Here is a 20,045-nt window from a genome sequence, read left to right as displayed (position 1 = left end):
CGTCCCTGGTTCGTCACAAAGGAGTGACCGATGGCCCCACCGATCGAACTCACCCGGCGCCGGTTCCTGTCCGGTGCCGCCGCCCTCGCCGGCACGGCGTTCCTGGCCTCGTGCGCCGGTCTCCCCGGCGGCGCGAACGCCCGCACGCTGCAGTTCTGGCACCTGCTCTCGGGCGCCGACGGCGTCACGATGTCGGGCCTCATCGACGGCGTCAACGCCGCGCAGACCGACTACCGCGTGCGACCCACGGTGCTCGCCTGGGGCGAGCCGTACTACACCAAGCTCGCGATGGCCGCGGCCGGGGGGCGTGCGCCGGACGTGTCGGTCATGCACGCCTCTCGTGTGGTCGGCTACGCACCCGGCGGCCTGCTCGACACGTGGGACACCGCGCGCCTCGCCGACCTCGGGGTCGATGCGAGCACCTTCACCGACGCCATCTGGCAGAAGGGCTTCATCGGCGACGACCTCTACAGCGTCGCTCTCGACGCGCACCCCTTCATCCTGATGTACAACACCGAGATCTGCGCCGAGGCGGGGGTGCTCGACGGCGACGGCAGGCTCCGGCCGGTCACCTCGCCCGAGGAGTTCCTCGAGCTCGGGCGCGCCGTCGCGGCCGTCTCGGAGTCGCATGGGCTGTCGTTCGGCTACCTCGGCGACGGCGCGCAGATGTGGCGGCTGTTCTACACGCTCTACACGCAGCACGGTCTCGAGATCGAGCTGCCGCCGGGCGGCCCCGCCGTGATCGACGAGGACGCCGCCGTCGCGTCGCTCGGCTTCATGCAGCAGCTCCTCGACGACGAGATCGCCTCGCGCAGCGCCGACTACCAGAGCGCGATCGCGGAGTTCGCGACCGGCCGCAGCGGCCTCTTCCTCACCGGCGTCTGGGAGCTGCGGTCGATGCAGGAGCAGAACCTGCCCATCGACGCGACCATCATCCCCGCGCTCTTCGGCACCCCGTCGGTCTACGCCGACTCGCACTCGTTCACACTGCCGCACCAGAGCTCCCCGGATGAGGCCACCCGCGATCTCGTCTACCGCTTCGTCGCCGACATCCTGAAGGGCTCCTTCGACTGGGCCGAGGCCGGACACATCCCGGCATACCTGCCGGTGACGCAGTCGGCCGCTTATGCCGACCTCCTGCCGCAGGCCCACTACGCCGAAGCGGCCGAGCTCGTGAAGTACGACCCGCCGGCGTGGTTCACCGGCTCGGGCTCGCGGTTCCAGGCCGACTTCGGCGCCGCGGTGCAGAACGTGCTGCTGCGCGGCGCCGATCCGGCCGAGGCGATCGCCCGGTTCCGCACACGCATCGACCAGCAGCTGAGGACGCCGAACCCGGCCGACCCGGAAGGGGCGGGAGCATGACCCTCGACACCGCGTCCGGCCGCGCCGGCCTCGCCGACTCGGCGGCCACGCGCACGATCGTCACGGGCCGGCGCGCCGGGCACCGTCGGCGTCACGCGGGCGACCGCGGCGAACAGCGCATCGCATGGGGGTTCCTCGCCCCCTTCCTCGTCGCGTTCGCGCTCTTCCTCGTCTGGCCGCTCCTGCACGGCCTCTACCTCAGCTTCACCGACCAGTCGCTGACCGGTGCGGGCGGCTCGTTCGTCGGTGCGACGAACTACATCGAGGCGCTCGGCGACCCCGTCATGTGGCGCTCCCTCGGCAACACGGCATGGTTCACGGTGCTCTCCACCGTCCCCCTCGTGCTGCTGGCGCTCGTGATGGCCCTGCTCGTGCAACGCGGGCTCCCCGGCCAGTGGCTGTGGCGGCTGTCGTTCTTCATGCCGTACCTGCTCGCCTCGACGGTGATCTCGCAGATCTGGGTGTGGATCTTCAACCCGCAGATCGGTGCCGCCAACGGCATCCTCGAGGCGCTCGGTCTCGAGCCGATCGCCTGGTTGCAGAATCCCGACACCAACATGCTCGCGATCGTGATCGCCACGGTGTGGTGGACGGTCGGCTTCAACTTCCTGCTCTACCTCGCAGCCCTGCAGAACATCCCCGAGACGCAGTACGAGGCGGCGTCCATCGACGGGGCGGGGGAGTGGCGCAAACTCTTCTCGATCACCGTCCCGCAGCTCGGACAGATCACGGTCCTCATCGTCATCCTGCAGGTGCTGGCGTCGCTGAAGCTCTTCGACCAGGCGTACCAGATGCTCGGCGGCATCGCGAGCGAGACCACCCGCTCGATCGTGCAGTACATCTACGAGTCCGGGTTCGTCGGGTACCGCTTCGGCTACTCCGCCGCGATCTCGTACGTCTTCTTCGCCGTGATCGTCGTGATCGGCGTCATCCAAGCACTCGTCACCCGACGCCGCAGGGAGCACTCATGAGCGCCGCCGCCACCTCGACCGCCACCCGGGCGGTCGTCGCCCCCGGGGTCGCCCCCGACGCCCGCGGACGCAAGCCCGGTCAGCGCCGGTTCGCGCCGCTCACCGTCGTCGCCTTCGTCGCCCTCGCGCTCATGGCGATCGGCTGGCTGCTGCCGTTCCTCTGGGCGCTGGCGACCGCGTTCAAGACCGAGACGGATGCCGCCTCGGGCGCCGGCGGCTGGGTCGGCGAGAGCGGACCGACCACCGAGGCCTTCACCTCGATCCTCTCGCAGGGCAACGTCTGGCTCTGGGCCGGCAACAGCCTGTGGACCTCGGCGGCGATCACCCTCATCACCCTCGCGATCTCCGCCGTCGCCGCCTACGCCTTCTCGCGCCTGGAGTTCCGCGGCAAGAGCGTCCTGTACGGCGCGGTCATCGCCTCGATCGTCATCCCGCCGCAGGTGCTGATCATCCCGCTGTTCTACGAGATGCTCGCCTTCAATCTCGTCGACACCCCCTGGGGCCTCATCCTGCCGCAGGTCGTCGCGCCGGCGATGGTCTTCATCCTGAAGAAGTTCTTCGACCAGGTGCCGATCGAGCTCGAGGATGCCGCACGCGTCGACGGCGCCGGACGGTTCCGGGTGTTCTGGTCGATCGTGCTGCCGCTGTCGCGCCCGATCCTCGGCGCCGTCGCGATCTTCGTCTTCATCACGGCGTGGAACAACTTCCTCTGGCCGTTCCTCATCATCAACGACACGACGCTGATGACCCTCCCCGTGGGCCTGCAGACCGTCATCAGCGCCTACGGCGTGCAGTACGCGCAGGTCATGGCCCAGGCCGTGCTCGCGTCGCTGCCGCTGATCATCGTGTTCCTGATCTTCCAGAAGCAGATCGTACGCGGCGTCGCGACGACCGGCTTCGGCGGTCAGTGAGCCTCCCACCCCGAAAAGAACAGGAGCATCATGCCCCGCGCCCGCATCGTCATCGATCGCGACTTCACCGTGGCCGACGTGCCGCGCCGCCTCTTCGGCTCGTTCGTCGAGCACATGGGCCGCTGCGTCTACACCGGCATCTTCGAACCCGGCCACCCGCAGGCCGACGAGCGCGGCTTCCGCCGCGACGTGCTCGCGCTCGTGAAGGAGCTCGGCGCCACCGTCGTGCGCTACCCCGGCGGCAACTTCGTCTCGGGCTACAACTGGGAGGACGGGGTCGGCCCGGTCGCCGACCGTCCCCACCGGCTGGACGGCGCCTGGCACACCGTCGAGACCAACGCGTTCGGGCTGCACGAGTTCGTCGACTGGGCCCGCGAGGCCCGCGTCGAGGTCATGGAGGCGGTCAACCTCGGCACGCGCGGAGTCGACGAGGCCCGGGCCCTCGTGGAGTACGCCAACCACCCCGGCGGCACCGCCTGGTCCGACCTGCGACGCCGCAACGGCGCCGCCGACCCGTTCGACATCCGCCTGTGGTGCCTCGGCAACGAGCTCGACGGGCCCTGGCAGATCGGTCACAAGACCGCGCACGAGTACGGCCGGCTCGCCCAGGAGACGGCGAAGGCCATGCGCCTGGTCGATCCCGACATCGAGCTCGTCGCCGTCGGGTCCTCGAACCGGCAGATGCCGACCTTCGGCTCGTGGGAGCACACCGTGCTCACCCACGCCTACGACGAGGTCGACTACATCTCGATGCACGCCTACTACCAGGAGGACGAGGGAGATGCGGCATCCTTCCTGGCCGAGGCGGTCGACATGGACGCATTCATCGACGGGGTCGTCTCGACGATCGACGCGGTCAAGGCCGCCGGCAAGCACCGGGGGCAGGTCGACATCTCGTTCGACGAGTGGAACGTCTGGTACCAGCGCGGACTCGACACCGAGGACCAGCCGCACATCGTCTCGGCCTCGAAGCAATGGCGCGCCCACCCCCGCCTCATCGAGGACACCTACAACGTGACGGATGCCGTCGTCGTGGGCACCTTCCTCCACAGCCTGCTGCGGCACGGCGACCGCGTGCGCATCGCCAACCAGGCCCAGCTCGTCAACGTCATCGCCCCGATCCGCTCCGAGGAGGGCGGCCCCGCCTGGCGCCAGTCGATCTTCTGGCCGTTCGCCCGGATGTCGCAGCTCGCGCAGGGTCGGGTGCTGCGGCTCGCGGTCGACGCCGACCAGACCCCGACCGCGAAGTTCGGCGATGTCGACGTCGTCGACGCCGCCGCCACGTGGGACGAGGCCACGGGCCGGGTCGCGCTGTTCGTGGCGAACCGCTCGCTCGAGTCCGAGACCGAGGTCGAGCTCGAGCTGCGGGGACTCGGCGCGTCGGGCATCGTGTCGGCCGAGGTGCTGACCGTGCCCGAGGGCGGCGACCGGCGCTCGGCGAACACGGAGCGGGAGCAGGATGCCGTCGGCCTCGTGCCTCTGCGCGGCGTCGGCCTCGACGAGGGCGTGCTGCGCGCGACGCTGCCCGCGCTGGCGTGGGCGGTGGTCGTCCTCGAGGTCGCGCGCAGCTGAGAAGCGGCGACGCGCAGCCACCGCGCGCAGAGGAGTCCGCGCGCGGCGCGTTGTGGGGGGTGAACAACGGATGCGGTCGTAGGGATGCGGCATCCGCTAGTGTCGCCCCTCGTGAACGTGTGGTGGCGGACCCTCTTGACCATGTGGCGAGCGCGCGTGCTGCTGCGACGACAGGGGCCGCGGCCGCCGATGACCGTGGGCAGGCTGCGGCTGCGGACGCTGCCGACCGACATCGATCTGCTCGGTCACATGAACAACGGGCGCTACCCCTCGCTGTTCGACCTCGGACGTTTCGACCTCCTCATCCGCACCGGCATCTGGGGCGTCTTCGAGGAGCGGGGCTGGTACGGCGTCGTCGCCAGCAGCACGATCACCTTCCGCAAGTCGCTCGGTCTCTGGCAGCGCTTCACGGTCGAGACGCGGCTGCACGGTCACGACGACAGGTCGGTCTACATGGTGCAGCGCGCGGTGGTGGACGGCGAGGTCTACGCCGAGATGCTCGTTCGGTCGCGTTTCCTGCGCCGCGCGGGCGGCATCGTCCCGCTCGACGAGCTGTTCGCCGCGCTCGGGCGGCCCGACGATCTGCCCGAGCTCGAGCCCTGGATGCGCGAGTGGGCGGACGCGACCGCGTTGCCCTCGACCCGTGCCGAGGCGCCGAGCGTCTGGGAGTGACCGCACCGCGTCGCGCGCGGCGCGGGCCGCTATGGTGAACCCGTGATCGCCGTGGCCCATCGTGCCGTCCGGGTGTTCGCGGCGCACTGGCCCGCGTTGCTCGCCTGGTATCTCGCGGGCGCCCTCGCCAACTACATCGTCATCGAGCTCGCCGGGTTCGTGGGGGCGTACACCGCGATCGGCGGGCTCCTGATCATGCCGCTCGCGATCCTCGCGCCGCTCACGGCGTACGTGGCCATGTTCCTGGTGCTCCGCGACGCCATGCCGCAGCTCGAGGAGCTGGCGCCGCGCGCGCTCGACCGCAGAGAGCGGCGGCGGCAGTTCGCCCGCGCCGTGCTGGGCGGCATCCTGCCGTTCTTCGCCTTCTACGCCGCCTGGGGCTTCCTGCGCGGCGATATGGTCGACTACACCGAGCGCGCCCTCGAGGTACGGCGGACGGCATCGCAGGTGTCGGGCATCGTCTTCGAGAGCGCGGGCACGGTCGACCGCCTCCAGTTCGACGCCGTGACCATCCCGACGATCGTCCTCGCCTTCGCCGGACGTTGGGCGTACAAGCGCTGGAACTCCCGGATGCCGCGCTGGGCCGCGCCCGCGGCGGTGTACCTGGAGGCGGTGTGGGTGTTCCTCACGGTCTACCTCATCTCGGACGGTCTCGGGCAGATCTCCGCCTGGGTGCAGACCCGGCAGGCGATGGTCTGGCTCGGCGACTTCCGGGCGGGCCTGACGGGCCCCTTCGCGCCGGTCGGGTTCGTCTGGGACGGGGTGGAGTGGCTCGTGGGCGAGGCCGGCGGCATCCTGCTGCTGCCGATCGCCTGGCTCACCATCGCGGGGGTCATCTACGGTCAGGCGGTCGCCGCGGCGGCGCCGCGCCTGGCCGGGCGGATCCCCGAGCGGGTGCGCACGCGCTACGGCAGCATCCCGGCTCGAGCTCGCCGGCGGCTCACCGACGTGGGGGGAAGCCTCGTCGCCCGATTCCGGCCCATCGGCGCCGCATTCGTGCTGATGTGGCGGGCGGGACCGGTGCTGATCGGCGGTTATGTGCTGCTGTTCACGGGTGTGCTCGCGCTGGAGCCGCTGGTGGCCGTCGGCCTCACCCGGCTGGTCGGGCCGCGCGACCTGGTGTCGGAGTGGATGGTGTTCGGTGAACTGCTCGTGCTCGCCGTCGGGCTCGTCGTCGAACCGGTGCGCGTGGCGCTGGTCGCGGGAGCCTACGACCGCACGTTGGCCCGCCTGACGGTGGCCTCAGTCCAGCTCGAAACGCAGCAGCCTGCTCTCGGGGCCGACCAGCAGATCGAGGACGAACGGGCCGGTTCCGGTGGGGACGACGAAGACGACCGACACCGCGACGTCGCTCCCGTCCGGCTCTGAGGGGCAGGTCGCCCAGCTGTCGGGCGGCGGCGACCAGCCCGTCACCGATGCGCCGGTGTTCCAGCGCCGCTGCTCCCCGCCCGATTCGCGCAGCGCACCGACCCCGCACACGATCGGACCGGATTCGAGTGCGACCGGGATGGATGCGACGAGCGCGCGTGCGCCCGGTGGGAGCTCGGTGCCCGCGGCGTCCGTGAGCGTGACGGGACCGAGCCGGGCGCCGTCGACGCGGACGGTCCCGCCCGCCGGGACGGTGTCGGCGGGCACGGTGACCTCGGTGTTGTTCGAGCGCCACTCCTGCACTCCGATCACGCCGACGCTCGCCGGAAGCAGCAGCGCGAGGGCGAGCAGGGCGGTGCCGTTGCGTCGCCACCAGCCTCGTCGGCCCGGTGCGGGCGTGCCCGGGACCTCGGTACCGTTCACGGGGTCTCCGACCATCGGGCGCCGACGAGCTCGCGCTCGCTCACCACGGGGAGGTCGTCGAGGTCGATGCGGTACGCGATGACGGAATCGGCGCGGGTGTCGGGGTTCAATGCGAGCTGCAGCACGGCGGCGCCCCGCGCGTCCGCGGGCAGCTCGAACCCGAGCGAACCCTCGCGGGGAAGACCGATCGACAGCCGGTCGCCCAGCATCGTCTCGGCGCGTTCGGTCGCGCGGTACGTCCGTCCGTCGACGAGGAGCTGCGCGCTGGAGAGCGCGGAGCCCCGCTCGGACACGACCGCCTCGGCGGCGATGTCGACGACCACCCAGGTGCCCTCGGCCCGCCACCCGCCTGAGGAGACGCTCTCGGCGCGCACCGCGTCGTGCACCGTCACCACGAGGTTGCGCCCGGCCGCGGGCTCGCCGGCGCGCGCCTCGACGATGAACGGCTCCCACGCGGCGGTGTCGGCGGGGGTGGCGAGGGCGACGAACCATGCGGCCACCACGCAGGCGAGGCCGACCGCCCACGGCGCGGTACGTCGGAGCAGCCGCCGGTGCCGTGCCGCGGTCACGATCCGTCTCCGCGGTCCTCGATCGCGACGGTGACCACGGCGGCCGGCCTCGGGTCGCTCCAGTAGTCGCCGTCGACCACGAACGAGCCGGTCGAGAGCGTCTGATCCGATAGGACGACCTCGATCTCCTCGCCGTCGGCGAACAGCTCGCCGGGCACCACCCAGGTGAAGACGAGACTCACGGGAACGAGCGGCTGCAGCCACGGGTTCCGGCTCGCGTCGTCGTAGCGTGCGACGCTCGTCGGCGCGGCGGACTCCAGCGCCTCGACGCCCACCGTCGAGGCGACCCCGCCGTCGGCGAGGACCATCTCGGCACGGTCCCACCGGTTCTCGGCGTCGATCAGCAGTGCCAGCACCCGCTCGCCCTGCTCCGGGTCGGCGGTGGCGCCGGCCTCGGGGAAGGTGTCGAGCAGGACCGCGCGCTGCACGGTCAGGGCCACACGCTCGTTGACGTGCTGCTCGCCGGCCGACAGGCGCGGCACCTCGCTCACGGCGACGGCCTGCAAACCGCCGAAGGCGGCGGTCGCCGCGAGGAACACCGCGGTGCCGATCCCCGCGAACCACCGCGTGGGCACGCGGTCGGTGGCCGCCCGCAGGCGGGCGAACCGCGTCGTGCGAGCCGGCTGCGCGGAAGGCGGGTCGAGGTCCGGCGCGGTCACGACCACAGCATAGGGGTGTCGCGGCGACCCGGCCGGTGCGGCGCGGCCGGGCCCCGTGGACGGCGACATAGGCTGACGACATGTCCGACACCGCTGCGTCCGGCACCACCCCGCCGGGCTTTCCGAACGACGACCCCCTCGCTCAGACGGCCGTGGACCTGGCGCGGCGATGGGTGCACTCGTCGGCGGACGTCCCGGCCGACGCGGCCGCCCAGCGGTTGGCGGGAGTGCTGCGGGACCCGAACGGACTCCCGTTCACGATCGGGTTCGTCGACGGTGTCATGCGGCCCGAGAGCGTCACCGCGGCGGCGAACCGGTTGCACCACGTCGCGCCCCTCGTGCCGGAGTTCCTGCCCTGGTACCTGCGCGGTGCGGTGCGGATCGGCGGCGCCGTCGCACCGGTGCTGCCGACGCCGGTCGTCCCGATCGCACGGACCGCGCTGCGCGAGATGGTCGGGCACCTCGTCGTCGATGCCCGTCCGCACAAGCTCGGGCCCGCGATCGCCCGCATCCGCGAGTCGGGCGCGCGGCTGAACCTGAACCTCCTCGGCGAGGCCGTGCTCGGCGAGGGTGAGGCGAAGCGGCGACTCGAGGGCATCCACGAGCTGATCCGACGGCCCGATGTCGACTACGTCTCGGTGAAGGTCTCGGCCGTCATCAGCCGGATCTCGATGTGGGCCTTCGACGAGGTCGTGACCGACGTGGTCGAGCGCCTGCTCCCGCTGTATCTGAGCGCCGCCGAGGACGGCACCTTCATCAACCTCGACATGGAGGAGTACCGCGACCTCGACCTCACCATCGCGGTCTTCACCCGTCTGCTCGAGGACGACCGGCTGCACGGGCTCGAAGCGGGCATCGTGCTCCAGGCCTACCTCCCCGACGCGCTCGACGCCCTCGACCAGCTCACGGCCTGGGCGCAGACGCGCGTCGCCGCGGGCGGCAGCCGCATCAAGATCCGCCTGGTGAAAGGGGCGAACCTGGCGATGGAACGCGTGGATGCCGCGATGCACGGCTGGCCGCTCGCGACTCACGCGAGCAAGCTCGACGCCGACGCGATGTACCTGCGCTGCCTCGACCACGCCCTCCGGCCCGATCGGACGGCGGCCGTGCGCCTGGGCGTGGCCGGACACAACCTCTTCGACACCGCCTACGCGTGGCTGCTCGCCGGCGAACGGGGGGTGCGTCGGGACATCGAGATCGAGATGCTGCTCGGGATGGCCCAGGGCCAGGTGGCGGCGGTCACGCGCGAGGTCGGTCACGTGCTCCTGTACGTTCCGGTGGTGCGCCCCGACGAGTTCGACGTCGCCATCAGCTATCTCGTGCGGCGGCTCGAGGAGAACGCCTCGAGCGAGAACTTCCTCTCCGCCGCGTTCGACCTCGCGACCGATGAGGGGCTGTTCGAGCGCGAGCGCGACCGGTTCGTCGCCTCGCTCGCGCGCGCGGCCGACCCCGCGCTGCCGAGCGATCCCAACCGTCGGCAGGATCGCAATCTCGCCCTGCGCGCCATCGCGCCGCAGCGCATCACGCGCGAGCCCGCGGAGGGCGACGACGGTCTGACGCAGGCGGTGCTCGGCATCGCGGATGCCGCGAGGGCCGCCGGCGACGACACGACGGCGATCGGCGACCACGACGACGTCCTCTTCGGCGGCGAGCGGTTCGTCGAGACCGCCGTGTACGCACCGCGCGAGTCGCGCCGCGCCCCCGCGCTGGGCGCGCCGGGTTTCGCCAACACCCCCGACTCCGATCCGGCGCTCGCCGTCAACCGGCAGTGGGCTCGCGACATCCTCGCCCGCATCGACCGCAGCACGGCGGGCGATGACACGATCGCGGCGGCGCGCATCTCGGACGCCGGCGTGCTCGATGCCGTCGTGACCGGTGTCGGCGCCGCGGCATCCGCGTGGGGCGCGCTCCCCGCGGCCGACCGCAGCGCCGTGCTGCTGGCTGCCTCGCGCGCCCTCGAGTCGCGCCGCGCCGAGCTGATCGAGGTCGCCGCGTCCGAGACCGGCAAGGTGCTCGCCGAGGCGGACGTCGAGGTGAGCGAGGCCGTCGACTTCGCGGCGTACTACGCCGCCACCGCCCGCGAGCTCGACCGCGTCAGCGGCGCCGTCTTCGAGCCGGCGGCGGTCACCGTCGTCGCGCCGCCGTGGAACTTCCCGATCGCCATCCCCGCCGGCGGTGTGCTCGCGGCTCTCGCGGCGGGATCGGGCGTCGTGTTCAAGCCCGCCCCGCAGGCGCGTCGCTGCGCCGCCGTGGTCGCCGAGGCGCTGTGGGATGCCGGTGTGCCGCGCGACCTGCTCGCCCTCGTCGACGTCGACGAGGGCGGTCTGGGGCGCGAGCTGATCACCCACCCGAGCGTGGAGCGGGTGATCCTCACCGGATCGTGGGAGACCGCCGCGCTGTTCCGCTCGTGGCGCCCCGAGCTCCCGCTGCTGGCCGAGACGAGCGGCAAGAACGCGATCGTCGTCATGCCGTCGGCCGACCTCGATCTCGCGGCGTCCGACCTGATCCGCAGCGCCTTCGGACACGCCGGACAGAAGTGCTCGGCGGCGTCGCTCGCGATCCTCGTGGGTCCCGTCGGGCGCTCGAAGCGATTCGCCCGTCAGCTCGTCGACGCGACCCGGTCGCTGCGCGTAGGGCCGCCCACCGACGCGCGCGCCGAGGTCGGGCCGGTCATCGAGCCCCCGCAGGGCAAGCTCGCCTGGGCGCTGACGACCCTCGACGAGGGAGAGCGCTGGCTCGTCGAGCCTCGCGAGCTCGACATCGACCCCGACAGCGGCGGACGCTACTGGTCGCCGGGCGTGCGGGTGGGGGTCGCCGCCGGATCGCGCATGCACCTCGAGGAGTTCTTCGGGCCGGTCCTCGGCGTCATGCACGCCCGGACGCTCGACGAGGCCATCGAGATGCAGAACGCCGTCGCGTACGGGCTGACCGCCGGGCTGCACACGCAGGACCCGGCCGATCTCGCCACCTGGCTCGAGCGCGTTCAGGCCGGGAACCTCTACGTCAACCGCGGCATCACCGGAGCCATCGTGCAGCGCCAGCCCTTCGGCGGTTGGAAGCGCTCCTCGGTGGGGGCGGGAACCAAGGCGGGCGGGCCGAACTACCTCGTCGGTCTGGGGTCGTGGCGGGCGTCGAGCGGGGCGGCGTCGAGCACCCTCCACCTGCGCGGGCTCGACTCGCGCATCACGACGATCATCGAGTCGGCCCAGCCCACCCTCGACTACGAAGCGTTCGAGTGGCTCCGCCGCGGTGCGCTGTCGGACGCCGTGGTCTGGGACCGCGAGTTCGGCCAGGTGCGCGACGTGTCGGGCCTCGGGGTCGAGCGGAACCTGTTCCGGTACCGGCCCGTCGACGTCGCGGTGCGAGCAGCCTCGGATGCCGCGTGGCAGGCGGTGCTGCGCGTCATCGTCGCCGGGGTGCGCGCGGGCTCGCAGGTGAATCTGAGCACCCCCGTGGGGCTGCCGGCGGAGGTGCGTCGCGCACTGGGCGAGGTCGGCATCGGCGTGTCGGTCGAGACCGACGGCGAGTGGCTGCAGCGCATCGCGGCTCCGGAGCGGCGGCCGAGCCGCATCCGTCTCGTCGGGTCGCCGGCCTCGGTGGCCGAGATCCGTACGACGGTCGCAGCCGCCACGGACGGCGACCCCGACGTCGCCGTCTACGCCGACGAGGTGACCACGGCGGGCCGCATCGAGCTGCTTGCCTTCGTGCACGAGCAGTCGATCTCGATCACGGCCCACCGTTTCGGCAATCCCGACGACTGGTCCGAAGCGGTCATCTGAGTCCCCTGCGGCCGGAGCCTGCGCCGCGGCCTCCGCACCGCTAGCGTGAGCGCATGACCGACGCCGACGCCGCCCGCTCGCTCATCCTGACCCGCCTCGTCATCGAACGCGAAGCCCTCGGGGGCGCGCTGTTCATCGCGCTGGGGGCGCTCGCCATCGCCGCCGCGGCGGTGACGCTGGCGTTCTCGGCTGCGCCGAGCCTGCCGACGCTCCTCGTCGCGGGGATCGGAGCGGTGCTCCTCGTTCACGGCGTCCGCCGCCGTGCGAGCGCCGCGCGCGCGGCGGCGGCTCTCGACGAGGGACGCTGACCCCGCACGGATCCGTTCGCCCCGCGGCATACCCTAGGGGGGTATAGTATCCAGCGTGCACGGATACGACGCGAACAAGGACGACCTGCAGAAGCGCCTCCGGCGCGTCGAGGGGCAGGTGCGCGGCATCGCCCGCATGGTCGACGAGGACAAGTACTGCATCGACATCCTGACCCAGGTCTCGGCGGCGACGAAGGCGCTCGAGACCGTGGCGCTGTCGCTGCTGGGCGACCACCTCAGCCACTGCGTCGCCGAGGCCAGCGCCGAGGGCGGGTCCGTCGCCGCCGAGAAGATCCGCGAGGCCAACGCCGCGATCGCGCGCCTGGTCCGCTCATGACCGCATCCGCCTCCGAGCCCACCACCCCCGAGGAGCCGACCATGACCGAACGCATCGACCTGGGACTGACCGCGACCGGCGGCGGATGCGTGTGCGGCGATCACGCCGCGCACGACGCCGCCGCCCCCTCCTCCGCCGTGCGCGAGGAGGTGCTGGTGTCGGGCATGACCTGTTCGCACTGCGTCGCCAGCGTGACCGAGGAGCTGAGCGAGATCGCGGGGGTGGAGGCCGTGACCGTCGACCTCAACGCCGGCGGGGTCTCACGCGTGACGATCCACAGCGGTGGGCCCATCGACGCCGCCACGATCACCGCGGCCATCGAAGAGGCGGGCTACGCGCGGGAGGACGCGCTCTCGTGAGCGCCGTCGACGTCGAGCTCGACATCTCGGGCATGACCTGCGCCTCGTGTGCGACGCGCATCGAGCGCAAGCTCAACAAGGTGCCCGGCGTCGAGGCGTCGGTGAACTACGCCACCGAGAAGGCGCGGGTTCGCGGCGACGGCCTCGACCCCGCCGACCTCATCGCCGTCGTCGAGGCCGCGGGCTATCACGCCGCCGTGCCCGCGCCGGTCGAGGAGCTCCGTGAGTCCGCTCCGCCGGTGGACGACGTCGCGGTGCTGCGGCGACGCCTGCTGATCAGCGCGGCGCTGGCCCTCCCCGTCGCGGTGCTGTCGATGATCCCGGCGCTGCAGTTCGAGTACTGGCAGTGGCTGGCCCTCACCCTCACCGCACCCATCGCCGTCTGGGGGGCCTGGCCCTTCCACCGCGCCGCCGCGATCAACGCCCGCCACGGTGCGGCGACGATGGACACCCTCATCAGTCTCGGTGTCGTCGCCGCCTTCGGCTGGTCGCTCTACGCCCTGTTCTTCGGCGGCGCGGGCATGCCGGGCATGACCATGAGCTTCACGCTGGTGGGCGCGCCGCGCGCCGGCGGTCACGAGATCTACCTCGAGGTCGCCGCACTCGTCACGGTGTTCATCCTGGCGGGGCGCTACGCCGAGGCGCGGGCGCGCGTGTCGTCGTCCGACGCGCTGCGCGCGCTGCTCGAGGCCGGCGCGAAGGACGCCGTGCGTCTGACCGGCGATCGGGAGGAAGCCGTCCCCGTCGCCCGCCTCGCCGTCGGCGACGTGGTGATCGTGCGCCCCGGCGAGAAGATCCCCTCGGACGGGCTCGTCCTCGAAGGGGCATCGGCCGTCGACGTCGGCATGCTGACCGGCGAATCGGCGCCGATCGACGTCTCGCCCGGGTCGCGTGTGGTCGGCGCGACCGTCAACGTCGGCGGTCGTCTGGTCGTCGAGATCACGCGTGTCGGCGCCGAGACCGAGCTGGCCCGGATGCAACGGCTGCTCGCCGAGGCGCAGACGGGCAAAGCTCAGGTGCAACGGCTGGCCGACCGGGTGTCGGCGGTGTTCGTCCCGGTCGTCATCGGCCTCGCGGTCATCGCCTTCCTCGGCTGGAGCCTCACCGGCGGCTCGATCGAGCTCGCCTTCACGGCAGCCGTCGCGACCCTGATCATCGCGTGCCCGTGCGCCCTGGGATTGGCGACCCCGACCGCGCTGCTCGTGGGCACGGGTCGCGGCTCGCAGCTGGGCATCCTGATCCGAGGACCGCAGGTGCTCGAGCAGACCCGCAGCGTCGACACGATCGTGCTCGACAAGACCGGTACCGTGACGACGGGCGCCATGGTCGTGACCGGCGTGCATCCCGCGCCCGGGGTGGCCAGCGACGAGCTGCTCGCGGTGGCCGCCGCCGTCGAGGCCGGCTCGGAGCATCCCGTCGCTCGCGCGCTCGTCGCGGCATCCGCCCGTGCGGCATCCGTGCCCGCGGCCACCTCCTTCGCCTCGCACGCCGGATTCGGAGTGCAGGCCGTCGTCGGCGGTGCAGCGGTCGTCTGCGGTCGCGCTTCGTGGCTGCGGAGCGAATGGGGCATCGCGATGTCCGCCGACGAGGCGGAGCGTCTCGCCGAGCTCGAGGCCGACGGCACGGTCGTCGCCGTCGCCCGTGACGGAGCGTTCGTCGGGGCGATCGTCGTCGGCGACACCCTCAAGCCCACGAGCGCGCTCGCCGTCTCTCGGTTCCGCGCCCTCGGCCTCGAGCCGGTGCTGCTCACGGGCGACAATGCCGCGACGGCGCAGCGGGTGGCCGCGGCCGTCGGCATCGACGTCGTGCACGCGGGCGTGACCCCCGCCGACAAGCTGGACGTCATCCGCGCGTTGCAGGCCGAGGGTCGCGTCGTCGCGATGGTCGGCGACGGTGTCAACGATGCGGCGGCGCTCGCGGCGGCCGACCTCGGCCTCGCGATGGGCGGGGGAACGGATGCCGCGATCGCGGCGAGCGACATCACGATCGTCTCGGGCGACCTCGCGGTCGTCGCCGACGCCATCCGGCTCGCACGCCGCACGCTCGGCATCATCAAGGGCAACCTCTTCTGGGCGTTCGCGTACAACGTCGCGGCGATCCCCGTCGCGATGGCGGGGCTGCTGAACCCGCTGGTCGCAGCCGCCGCGATGGCGCTGTCGTCGCTGTTCGTCGTGACGAACAGCCTGCGGCTTCGCGGCTTCCGCGCCGAACCGGTCGCGGGCGGCCGGGACTGACGTCGGACACGAGGCGCGAGCGCGACACGGAAGCACGACGCGGAGGGATGCAGCGATGAACACGCACGAGCAGCACGCCGAGCCCGAGCAGCACGCCGAGCACGAGCACGACGGGCACGCCGCGCACACGGGGGCGGGGCACGGCGACCACGCGGGGCACGGCGACCACGTGGCGCGTTTCCGACGGCTGTTCTGGATCATGCTCGTGCTGGCGGTGCCCGTGGCGGGGATGTCGGCCATGTTCGCGATGCTCATCGGCTATCCGCTGCCGGATGCCGCGTGGGTCGGCTGGATCTCGCCCCTGCTCGGCACGGTGATGTACGCGTGGGGCGGGGCGCCCTTCCTGTCCGGTGCGGTGGCGGAGCTGCGCTCGCGCCGGCCGGGGATGATGCTGCTGATCGCCCTCGCCATCACGGTCGCCTTCATCGCATCGTGGGGAGCGAGCCTCGGCGTGCTCGACCACGAGCTCGACTTCTGGTGGGAGCTCGCGCTGCTGATCGTCATCATGCTGCTCGGCCACTGGATCGAGATGCGCTCGCTCGCGCAGACCACATCGGCCCTCGACTCGCTCGCGGCGCTGCTCCCCGACGAGGCCGACAAGGTCGTGGGAGCCGACACGGTGACCGTCGCCCCCGCCGATCTGGTCCCGGGTGACATCGTCGTGATCCGCCCCGGCGGCCGCGTCCCCGCCGACGGCCGCATCGAGCAGGGCGAGGCGAGCATGGACGAGACGATGATCACGGGGGAGTCCCGCCCGGTGCGCCGTGGCGAGGGCGCCACCGTCGTCGCCGGCACCGTGGCCACGGACTCGGGACTGCGCGTGCGCATCACCGCCGTCGGCGACGACACCGCCCTCGCCGGCATCCGGCGCCTGGTCTCCGATGCGCAGAGCTCGTCGTCGCGCGCTCAGCGCATCGCCGACCGTGCCGCGGCCTGGCTGTTCTGGTTCGCCCTCGGCGCCGCCGTCGTCACCGCGGTCGTCTGGACGCTCGTCGGGCTGCCCGACGACGCGGTCGTGCGCACCATCACCGTGCTGGTGATCGCGTGCCCGCACGCGCTCGGCCTCGCGATCCCCCTCGTCGTGTCGATCGCGACCGAGCGGGCGGCGCGCGGGGGCGTGCTGGTGAAGGATCGGCTCGCGCTCGAGAGCATGCGCACGGTCGACACCGTGCTCTTCGACAAGACCGGCACGCTCACCCGCGGTGCCCCGACCGTGACGGCCGTCGAGCCCGCCGGCGGATGGGATTCCGACGAGGTGCTCGCGCTGGCGGCTGCGGCCGAGAACGACTCGGAGCACCCGCTCGCCCGTGCCATCACCGACGCGGCCCGGCGGCGGGGACTCGACGTGCCGCAGGCGTCCGGCTTCTCGTCGTCGCCGGCCGTCGGCGTGCGCGCGGAGGTCGCCGGACGAACGGTACAAGTCGGCGGACCCGCACTGCTCGCGCGCGAAGAGGGCGACGAGCTCGCCGCCGCGGCGGCCTGGCGGGACGAGGGGGCCATCATCCTGCACGTGATCGTCGGCGGTGCCGTCGCCGGGGCGCTGCGACTGGCCGACGAGATCCGGCCGGAGTCGCGGGCCGCGGTGGCCGCGCTCGCCGAGCGGGGCGTGCGGGTCGTCATGATCACGGGCGACGCCGACGCGGTCGCGGCGTCCGTCGCCGGAGAGCTGGGCATCGACCGCTACTTCGCGGGGGTGCGCCCCGAGGACAAGTCCGCCGCCGTCGCGGAGCTGCAGGCCGAGGGGCGCCGCGTCGCGATGGTGGGCGACGGCGTCAACGACGCGCCCGCGCTCGCGCAGGCCGACGTCGGCATCGCGATCGGCGCCGGCACCGACGTCGCGATCGCGTCGGCGGGCGTCATCCTCGCCAGCGACGACCCGCGTTCGGTGCTGTCGGTCATCGACCTGTCACGCGCGGCGTACCGCAAGATGCGGCAGAACCTCTGGTGGGCCGCCGGCTACAACCTGCTGTCGGTGCCGCTCGCAGCCGGCATCCTCGCCCCGGTCGGCTTCGTGCTCCCGATGTCGATCGGCGCGATCCTCATGTCGCTGTCGACGATCGTGGTGGCCCTCAACGCCCAGCTGCTGCGCCGACTCGACCTCTCGCCCGACGCGGTGTGAGACCGCGCCGCGGCATCCCGTCGGCCCTCCGGCGCGACGGGATGCCGCGCGGTCGGTCAGCCGTCGATGCCCACCGAGTGCGACAGGCGTGCCCGCTCGTCATCCGAGAGCTCGAGGTCGGCGGCCTTCGCGCTGTCGACGATCGACGCGGCGCGGCGTGCGCCGGGAATCGGGATGACGGTGTCGCCGAGGCCGAGCTCCCACGCGAGCACGACCTGCTGCGGGCTCACATCGTGGTCGCGGGCCACCTCGCCGAAGGCGGCGAACCGGTCGCCGACGGCACGGGCCGCCCCGCCCGTGCCGCCCAAGGGGCTCCACGGCAGGAACGCGATGCCGCGGTCGGCGCAGTGGCGGAGCTCGTCGTAGCTTCCCGGATGCCGCGGCGAGAACTCGTTCTGCACGCTCGCGAGGTTCCCCGCGCCCAGGACCTGCTCGGCGATCTCGATCTCCTCGACGCTCGCATTGGAGATGCCGATCGAACGGATCTTGCCCTCCTGCTGCAGGATCTTGAAGCTCTCCATGACCTCGCCGTAGACGAGCCAGCGGTCGGGGCGGTGGTACTGGTACAGGTCGATCACATCGACCCGGAGAGCGCGGAGAGATGCCTCCACCGCCGTGCGCAGGTAGTCGAGCGAGCCGTCGCGGCCCCACTTCTCACCCTCGCTTCGGGTGATCCCGCCCTTGGTGGCGACCACGATCTGCGACCGGTCACCGCCCCACGAGGCCAGGGCCTCGGCCATGATCTCCTCGTTGTGGCCCATCGTGTCCCAGCTGGGGGCGTAGATGTCGGCGGTGTCGAGCAGTGTGACGCCCGCGTCCAGCGCAGCGTGCACCGTCGCGACGGCATCCTTGCGGTCGGGGATCTGCTTGTCGTTGTTCATCGAGACGGGCATCCCGCCCAGGCCGATGGCCGAGACGGTGAACGGTCCGAGGGTGCGCTGCTGCATGGGTCTCCTTCGACGTGCGGTGGTGTGGTCCCAGCCTGGCAGCCGCGGCCGCGACCGGGCAGGACCTTGCGCGATCGACCGTTTCCCCTCCGGCGCCCGAGCCGTTCGCACCGGATCCCGACAGGCGCGATGGGAGAATGGATGCCCGCCGCGCCGGCGACCCGCCGCCGGATGCGCGACCGTCGACCGCCAGGAGCCCGCATGACGATCCCTGAGAACGACCGGCAGACCGCCGCGAGCACCGACGCGTCCGTCCCGGCGCGCGCCGCGGGATCGCCGCCGCTGCTGCCCGTCGCCGTCGCGACGGGGGAGGGCGCCTGGGTCACCGACGTCGAGGGGCGTCGCTACCTCGACCTGACCGCGGAGCCCGCGCTGACCTTCGGGCACCGGCACCCCGCTCTCGTCGCGGTCGCCACGGAGCAGCTCGGCCGGCTGACCGTCGCGAGCGCCGCCGTCGACGACGACCGCTCGGATCCGTTCGCCCGGGGATTGGCAGACCTGGTCGGGGCGAAGGTCGCACTGCCGGTCGCCACGCCTCAGGAGGCCGTGGACGTCGCCGTGACGGCGGCGCGGCGCTCGTTCGCGGAGCGGTCGAGGGGGCGGACCGAGGCGTCGGCGGGCGCGCGATCGGTCGGTCGGGCGCCGTCCGTCATCGTCGCGGCGGGCTCGCACGACCGGCTCGTCGAGGCCGGCGCCGTCACCGTGCCCTTCGGCGACGTCGCCGCCCTCGAAGCCGCCCTCGACAACACCCACGACGAGGGTGTCGCCGCGGTCGTGCTCGAGCCCGTTCAGGTGGCTGCCGGCGTCGTCGCGGCGCCGGAGGGGTACCTCGATGCCGTGCGGCGATCGTGCGCGGAGCGCGGCATCGTCTTCGTGCTCGACGAGTCGCACAGCGGTGCGGGCCGTCTCGGCGAGACGGTCGCGCTCGACACCGACGCGGCCCGCCCCGACCTCCGCGTGCTCGGATCCGCGTTCGGGGGCGGGATCGTCCCCCTCGCCGCCGTGGCCGGTTCGACGGCGTTGCTGACCGGGCTCCCGGTCGCGGCATCCGCGTCACCGCTCGCCACGGCGGTCGGCCATCGCGTGGTCGAGATGCTCGCGACGGGTGAGCTGCAGATCCGTGCGGGGGCACTCGCCGAGCATCTGTCCGCCCGGATCGAGCCGCTCCTCGGCGCGGGGGCGACCGCGGTCCGCGCCGTCGGGGTGTGGGCGGGAGTCGATCTCGATCCTGCGGTGCGCTCGGCGTCCGAGGTCGCCCGGCGACTGGTGGCGCGCGGCGTGCTCGTCGACGTCGTCGGCGAGACGACCCTGCTGCTCGAACCGCCGCTGGTCATCCGCGCGACCGAGCTGGACTGGGCGATCGAACAGTTGCGCGTCGTGCTCGCCGCCTGATCCCGCCGCGCGGCGAGACGCCCGCGAGATCACCGTTGACACCGGCGCCATTCGGCCGCTACC

At 72.5% G+C, this 20,045-nt stretch carries 16 protein-coding genes; 13 read left to right on the top strand and 3 right to left on the bottom strand.

What is annotated here, in order from left to right:
* The first annotated feature begins 30 nt into the window (after positions 1–30).
* The 6 genes from HW566_RS06785 to HW566_RS06760 all read left to right on the top strand — a co-directional run bounded on the left by HW566_RS06785 (position 31) and on the right by HW566_RS06760 (position 6,856).
* The gene (locus HW566_RS06785) at positions 31–1,362 is read left to right on the top strand and encodes an extracellular solute-binding protein (protein WP_178011489.1); all 1,332 of its coding nucleotides are present in this window, start codon (positions 31–33) and stop codon (positions 1,360–1,362) included.
* Positions 1,359–2,333 carry a carbohydrate ABC transporter permease gene (locus HW566_RS06780; protein WP_178011487.1) on the top strand — a complete coding sequence of 325 codons (975 nt, stop codon included), beginning with the start codon at positions 1,359–1,361 and terminating at the stop codon, positions 2,331–2,333. The genes HW566_RS06785 and HW566_RS06780 overlap by 4 nt, the downstream gene beginning before the upstream one ends.
* Positions 2,330–3,244: a carbohydrate ABC transporter permease gene (locus HW566_RS06775; protein ID WP_178011485.1), complete on the top strand. Its 915-nt coding sequence runs from the start codon at positions 2,330–2,332 to the stop codon at positions 3,242–3,244. The genes HW566_RS06780 and HW566_RS06775 overlap by 4 nt, the downstream gene beginning before the upstream one ends.
* 30 nt (positions 3,245–3,274) lie before the next feature.
* Entirely contained in the window at positions 3,275–4,816 is a 1,542-nt protein-coding gene (gene arfA / locus HW566_RS06770; RefSeq protein WP_178011483.1) for an arabinosylfuranosidase ArfA, read from the top strand.
* Between the two features lie 111 nt (positions 4,817–4,927).
* Complete coding sequence (locus HW566_RS06765) at positions 4,928–5,488, top strand: acyl-CoA thioesterase (protein WP_178011482.1); 561 nt, start codon at positions 4,928–4,930, stop codon at positions 5,486–5,488.
* Between the two features lie 42 nt (positions 5,489–5,530).
* Positions 5,531–6,856, top strand: a complete 1,326-nt coding sequence (locus HW566_RS06760) for a hypothetical protein (RefSeq protein ID WP_256728907.1) — start codon at positions 5,531–5,533, stop codon at positions 6,854–6,856.
* Positions 6,857–7,275: 419 nt separating this feature from the next.
* Here HW566_RS06760 and HW566_RS06755 read toward each other — a convergent pair whose 3' ends face one another.
* Both HW566_RS06755 and HW566_RS06750 read right to left on the bottom strand, forming a co-directional pair.
* Entirely contained in the window at positions 7,276–7,848 is a 573-nt protein-coding gene (locus tag HW566_RS06755; RefSeq protein ID WP_178011480.1) for a hypothetical protein, read from the bottom strand.
* Positions 7,845–8,507, bottom strand: a complete 663-nt coding sequence (locus HW566_RS06750) for a hypothetical protein (RefSeq protein WP_178011478.1) — start codon at positions 8,505–8,507, stop codon at positions 7,845–7,847. The genes HW566_RS06755 and HW566_RS06750 overlap by 4 nt, the downstream gene beginning before the upstream one ends.
* Before the next feature lie 80 nt (positions 8,508–8,587).
* Here HW566_RS06750 and HW566_RS06745 point away from each other — a divergent pair, with 80 nt between their 5' ends.
* Genes HW566_RS06745 through HW566_RS06720 form a run of 6 tightly spaced genes read left to right on the top strand, consistent with a single transcriptional unit; the run spans position 8,588 to position 17,643 of the window.
* Positions 8,588–12,286, top strand: coding sequence for a bifunctional proline dehydrogenase/L-glutamate gamma-semialdehyde dehydrogenase (locus tag HW566_RS06745; protein ID WP_178011476.1), 3,699 nt, complete (start codon positions 8,588–8,590; stop codon positions 12,284–12,286).
* 53 nt (positions 12,287–12,339) lie between these two features.
* A complete protein-coding gene (locus tag HW566_RS06740; RefSeq protein WP_178011474.1) occupies positions 12,340–12,594 on the top strand; it encodes a hypothetical protein in 255 nt (84 codons plus the stop codon).
* A 55-nt stretch (positions 12,595–12,649) separates the two neighbouring features.
* Entirely contained in the window at positions 12,650–12,931 is a 282-nt protein-coding gene (locus tag HW566_RS06735; RefSeq protein WP_178011472.1) for a metal-sensitive transcriptional regulator, read from the top strand.
* Positions 12,932–12,972: 41 nt separating this feature from the next.
* On the top strand, positions 12,973–13,290 hold the full coding sequence (locus tag HW566_RS06730; RefSeq protein ID WP_178011470.1) for a heavy-metal-associated domain-containing protein: 318 nt from the start codon (positions 12,973–12,975) through the stop codon (positions 13,288–13,290).
* The gene (locus tag HW566_RS06725; RefSeq protein WP_178011468.1) at positions 13,287–15,524 is read left to right on the top strand and encodes a heavy metal translocating P-type ATPase; all 2,238 of its coding nucleotides are present in this window, start codon (positions 13,287–13,289) and stop codon (positions 15,522–15,524) included. Before HW566_RS06730 ends, HW566_RS06725 begins: the two co-directional genes overlap by 4 nt.
* 55 nt (positions 15,525–15,579) lie before the next feature.
* Positions 15,580–17,643: a heavy metal translocating P-type ATPase gene (locus HW566_RS06720; RefSeq protein WP_178011466.1), complete on the top strand. Its 2,064-nt coding sequence runs from the start codon at positions 15,580–15,582 to the stop codon at positions 17,641–17,643.
* Positions 17,644–17,699: 56 nt separating this feature from the next.
* On the opposite strand, the gene HW566_RS06715 is transcribed toward HW566_RS06720, so the two are convergent.
* The gene (locus HW566_RS06715) at positions 17,700–18,590 is read right to left on the bottom strand and encodes an aldo/keto reductase (RefSeq protein ID WP_178011464.1); all 891 of its coding nucleotides are present in this window, start codon (positions 18,588–18,590) and stop codon (positions 17,700–17,702) included.
* A 201-nt stretch (positions 18,591–18,791) separates the two neighbouring features.
* Between HW566_RS06715 and HW566_RS06710 the strand changes: the two genes are divergently transcribed.
* Entirely contained in the window at positions 18,792–19,982 is a 1,191-nt protein-coding gene (locus HW566_RS06710) for an aminotransferase class III-fold pyridoxal phosphate-dependent enzyme (RefSeq protein WP_178011462.1), read from the top strand.
* Positions 19,983–20,045: the final 63 nt, after the last annotated feature.

Source organism: Microbacterium oleivorans (genome assembly GCF_013389665.1).
Taxonomy (GTDB): Bacteria; Actinomycetota; Actinomycetes; order Actinomycetales; family Microbacteriaceae; genus Microbacterium; species Microbacterium oleivorans_C.
This window is presented reverse-complemented; position numbering and strand designations above follow the sequence as displayed.